Source organism: Streptomyces chiangmaiensis, from assembly GCF_036281785.1.
In the GTDB taxonomy this organism is placed as follows: Bacteria; Actinomycetota; Actinomycetes; order Streptomycetales; family Streptomycetaceae; genus Streptomyces; species Streptomyces chiangmaiensis.
The window spans coordinates 1-4,575 of sequence record NZ_JAYWVC010000375.1; the positions used below are offsets into that span (position 1 = coordinate 1).

At 69.0% G+C, this 4,575-nt stretch carries 2 protein-coding genes and 1 pseudogene; 2 read left to right on the forward strand and 1 reads right to left on the reverse strand.

The window, feature by feature from the left end:
• Nucleotides 1–113: 113 nt before the first annotated feature.
• Nucleotides 114–1,127, forward strand: a complete 1,014-nt coding sequence (add, locus tag VXC91_RS42730) for an adenosine deaminase (protein ID WP_329512747.1) — start codon at nucleotides 114–116, stop codon at nucleotides 1,125–1,127.
• 1,063 nt (nucleotides 1,128–2,190) lie between these two features.
• Nucleotides 2,191–3,120 carry a phosphotransferase family protein gene (locus tag VXC91_RS42735; RefSeq protein ID WP_329512748.1) on the forward strand — a complete coding sequence of 310 codons (930 nt, stop codon included), beginning with the start codon at nucleotides 2,191–2,193 and terminating at the stop codon, nucleotides 3,118–3,120.
• A gap of 18 nt (nucleotides 3,121–3,138) precedes the next feature.
• Here the strand turns inward: VXC91_RS42735 and VXC91_RS42740 are convergent.
• A pseudogene (locus VXC91_RS42740) lies at nucleotides 3,139–4,385 on the reverse strand (hypothetical protein).
• Between the last annotated feature and the right edge of the window lie 190 nt (nucleotides 4,386–4,575).

A 4,575-nucleotide genomic window follows, 5' to 3' on the forward strand; every position in this document is an offset into this window, starting at 1 on the left:
CCGATCATGTGGGCGGTCTTTCGCCCTGCGGGCGAAGCCCCGTTTCCTGCCCTGCTCCGCAGGGGTCTGATTCCTCCCCGGCCTGAAGGCCGGGGCGTCCTCGGAGGTATTTGGTGAACGGAGAACAAGTCCCGCCGGATCTGCTCTCACTTCCGAAGGCCGAACTGCATCTGCATCTGGAGGGCGCGCTGCGCCCCTCCACGGCGGCGGAGTTGGCCGATGCCTACGGCCGGCCGGCGCCGCCGGTCGGGCCGTTCGCCGGGCTCGGCGAGTTCGTCGGCGCCTACGAGCGCGCCCGCGACCTCGTCGGCAGCCTGGACGACCTGCACCGGATTGGCCGTGAACTGGTCGAGGACGCCGCGGCCCAGGGGGTGGTGTGGAGCGAGGTGTATCTGATCCCACCGACCTACGCCGGCCGGCTCGGCCCGGCGGAGGGGATCGTGGAAGCGGTCCTGGACGGCATGCGGGCCGGCGCGACCGAGGACAGCGCGGCGGGAGTGATCGTCGGGATCAACCGCGGGCTGCCGATGGCCGCGGCACGGGAGTCGCTCGACCTGGCCATCGCCTACCGGGAAGCAGGCGTGGTCGGACTCGGTCTGGCGGGTGACGAGGCCAACCATCCGCCCGAGCGTTTCACGGACCTGTTTCGCCAGGCCAGGGTGGCCGGGCTGCCCGCGGTGCCGCACGGTGGCGAGGGCGCGGGCCCGGCCAGCGTCCGGGCCTGCGTGGAGGCGCTGGGCGCCCACCGGATCAGCCACGGCGTGCGGGCCGCGGAGGATCCCCGGTTGCTGCGCGAGCTGGCCGAGCGGGGCGTGTGCCTGGACGTGTGCCCGACCTCCAACACCGCCTTGCAGGTCAGCCGTTCCCTGACCGACCACCCGCTGCCGGCCATCATGGCCGCGGGAGTGCCCGTGACGGTCAACAGTGACTGCCCGCTGTTCTGCGGTACCACCGTCCTCCAGGAGTACCAACGGGTGAGCGAATGGCTCGGTTTGGACGCGCTCGCTCTCGCCGACCTCGCGGAGACCTCCGTCCGTTTCAGCGCGTGTCCTGCTGCCCGACGTACGTCCGCACTGGCCCGGCTGGCCGACTGGCGTGCGCGGTCAGGTACGCGCTCAGGTACGTGACGGCTCGTTGCGTGGGGTGTGTCAATTCCACTGCTCTGTCCGGTAGTCGACGGTCGGCGGCAGCCAACCGCCTTGCGGGGAGCGCGCCGCGCGGGCCACTGTCGAAGCCGAGGCCGAGGCGGCGCGCACGGTGAACCGGTTGCTTGGACGTTTCCTCCCCTGATCTGGGACCCGGCCAGCGATGCGGCTGTACGTCCGGTGCCGTCTTCGCGCCCGGCCCGGCCGGGTGTGCCACCGTGTGTGCGTTCAGGCCCCGAACCTGCGCCACCGCGGGGACGTCGGGCACCTGGACCAGATCAGGACCTGGTTCGGCCGGCCGCTGTGGGACATGGAACCGGCCGACGCCGACGCATACTTCGGGAAGGTGCTGCGGAACTCACCCAGCGGTACCCGGCTGGCCAGGTCGCAGGCCCTGACGACGTACTTCCGGTTCCTGGAGCTGCGGCACAAGGTCGAACTCCACCGGATGACCGGCCGGGTGGTCGAGTGCCCGATCGACGAGATGAACCGGCCTCGCGGGGCCAAGGACGCCCAGCTGCGGATTCCCCCGACCGGGCCGGAGGTCGGGACGCTGTTCACCGGCTGGGGTGGCGGGTTGGCCGCCTGCCGCAAGTTCGCCCCTACCGCCAGGAACTACACCGCCTGCAAGCTGATGTCCCAGGTCGGCCTACGGGTCAGTGAGGCGTGCAAGCTCGACCTGACAGACATCAAGTGGGACCTGGGGCGCTTCGGCAAGCTCCACGTCCGCCACGGCAAGGGCGCCCGCGGCTCGGGCCCGCGTGAGCGGATGGTTCCGCTGATCAACGGTGCCGACCGCACGCTGCGGTGGTTCATCGAGGACGTGTGGGGCCAGTTCGACGACGACCACGGCCGCCCGGGCGCCCCGCTGTTCCCCTCCGAGCGGAAGAACGCCGACGGCTCCGGAGCCCAGGTGAGACCGTGTGGGCCTTGGGTCCCTGACCTGCGGCGGAGGCTCCGACCGGGTGGGCGTGGAGCAAGATCATTACGTCCCTATTACGCGGGCGGCCTGTCAGGCGGTCGGTCCGACCCGTATGGTCGAAGCATGATCTCGGGCAGCAGCGGGGGACCGGACGGCGGCGGCGTGGAGTTCACGGCGGAGGGCCTGGCGCCCGTTCTCCGGGAGGTATGTGCGACGGCGGGACTCGACCCCCGTGGCGCCGAGCTGCTGCGGCTCGGCTCGAACGCGGTCTATCGCCTGACGTCGTTACCCGTCATCGTCCGCATCGCGCGTGATCCGTCGGTGCTCGCCGAGATGGAACGGGCCGTGAGCGTGGCCCGGTGGCTTGAGACGCAGGACTTCCCGGCCACGCGCGTGCCGGCGTCGGTTGCGCAACCGCTGGTCGTCGGCGGCCTGGTGATCACCTTCTGGGAGAGCGTCCAGGAGCACGAGGAGTATGCGACGGTTGGCGAGCTGGCCGATCTCCTACGGCGCTTGCACTGGCTTGAGGAACCTGAATCTCTGGGCCTGCCGTACTTCGACCCGCTGGCCAAGCTGGCGGCGTCCCTCGACGGCCTGGACGGCATCTCGGGGGAGGACCGGACGTTTCTGGAGGAGCGAGCGGCGACGCTCGCCAAGGATTACGACCGGCTGGACTTCGTCCTTCCCTTCGGCATGATCCACGGTGACGCCAGCATCGGGAATATCCTCCGCCATCGGGACGGGCAGGCTGTGCTCATCGATCTGGACGGCTTCGCCCTCGCCCCACGCGAGTGGGACCTGATCCAGACGGCGATCTTTTACGACAGGTACGACTGGCATACAAAGGCGGAGTACGCCGAGTTCGTGCACCGGTACGGCTTCGACCTGATGAACTGGCCGGGCTACGAAACGCTCGCTGACCTACGTGAGCTGATGATGGTTGCCTGGCTCGGCCACCAGGTCACGACGAGTGAGCGGTCTGCCGCCGAATTCGCTCGGCGAGTGCGGTCCCTCCGCACCGGGGACGGCCGAGACGAGTGGGGCCCGTTCTGAACGCGCGGCGATCTGCGCTCAGACACCGACGTGATCGCCCGAGGCAATCCACAGCCTGTGCTCTCTGACCTGCTCGGTGAAGGTCTGCACGTCCGTGCTGTCGTCAGCCGCTGCGAGATTCTGCCGGAACTCGGCAAGGTAACTGACGCATCGTGCCGACTTGAGTTGCTCGCCGAGGTCAAGCGCATCGAGCGCCACGCGACAAGCCTCCTCGACGTCTCCGGCGCGTAGGTGGGCGTCGGCCAGAACCATGGTCGCGAAGAAGTCGCTCCGTACGTGGCTGCCGCTCATGGCGTTCTCGGCATGGGCGACGGCCTGCTGAGCGCTGTTGACGTCACGGAAGCAGTGGGCGGCCTCAGCGGCAAGCTCAGCTTCGTCGAAGTAGCTGATCCACTCCGGCTCGCCGTCGCTGTTGCGGCTCTCCAGCGCTTTCGTGGCGGCACTCAAAGCGGCTTCGCAGCCCCGTACGTCGCCGGTCCGGGCAAGAGCGCGGGCCTCCATCGCGTGGAACTGGGCACGGAGCGTCGGCGTGGCCACGGGAGAGATGCCCATGAGAGCCGCGCGGGCGAGCGTCGCGGCCTGCGTGTAGCGACCGAGGAACGTCGCCTGATGGCTCATGGCGGACAGGATGCTTCCGGCGAGCCGGCGGTCATTGGCGTCCTGGGCCAACCGGAGAGCCTGGAGGAAGTACCGCTGTGCCAACCCGTGGCGGCAAGCGTCGTAGGACATCCAACCGGCCAGGAGCGTTGCTTCCGCCACGGTGGAGAAGAGGGCCCGGCCAACCTGCTCGGTGTACTGGCCGTGCAGGAGCGGCGTCACTTCAGTGCTGAGGTACTGGACGGCCGCGTGCCGTGCGTGGTCACCACCGAAACGGTCGTCCAACTCGGCGAACATGTCCGCGGTGGTCTTGATCGCGGCCACGTCTCCGAGACCGACGCGCATTCCGTCCTGACGCTGCCGAGGAACGGCCGGCTCCGGCGCGACCAACCACCGGAGCGAGGCTTCGTTCCACGCGGGCTCTGAGGGCTCGGCCTGCAAGAGCGGCTCGTACCGGTTCAGATCGGCGCGCCAGAGCTGACCAACGGCTTTGATCGCGCCCTCGGGCTCGCCGGATAACTGGCGTCCAAGAGCCCTGTGTCCCGCTCGCCTTCGTGGCTCAGCCCGAGCTCGGCGGCGGTGAGGTCGTACACCTCGCACAGCAACGGACCATAGAAATCGTCCGGAACGCTGTGCCCGTTCTCCCAACTGGCGATACGACGTTTCACACTGGCGTCCGACGGGAGTTGGTGGCCACGGCGGGCCACAGCCTGCCGCAACTCGCGCATTAACCGTGGCTGACTCCAGCCCCTGCCCACACGGGCTTGCCGTAAGCGAACGCTGGTCGGCTCCATCGAAGACGTAACTGTTTCCTCCCCACCGGTGCATGGGTGCGACTACTGGGGCGCAACGCTCTTT

Excerpts from the sequence above, each read along its gene's own strand:
- VXC91_RS42735 (WP_329512748.1), top strand. The coding sequence starts at position 2,191 with ATGATCTCGGGCAGCAGCGGGGGACCGGACGGCGGCGGCGTGGAGTTC.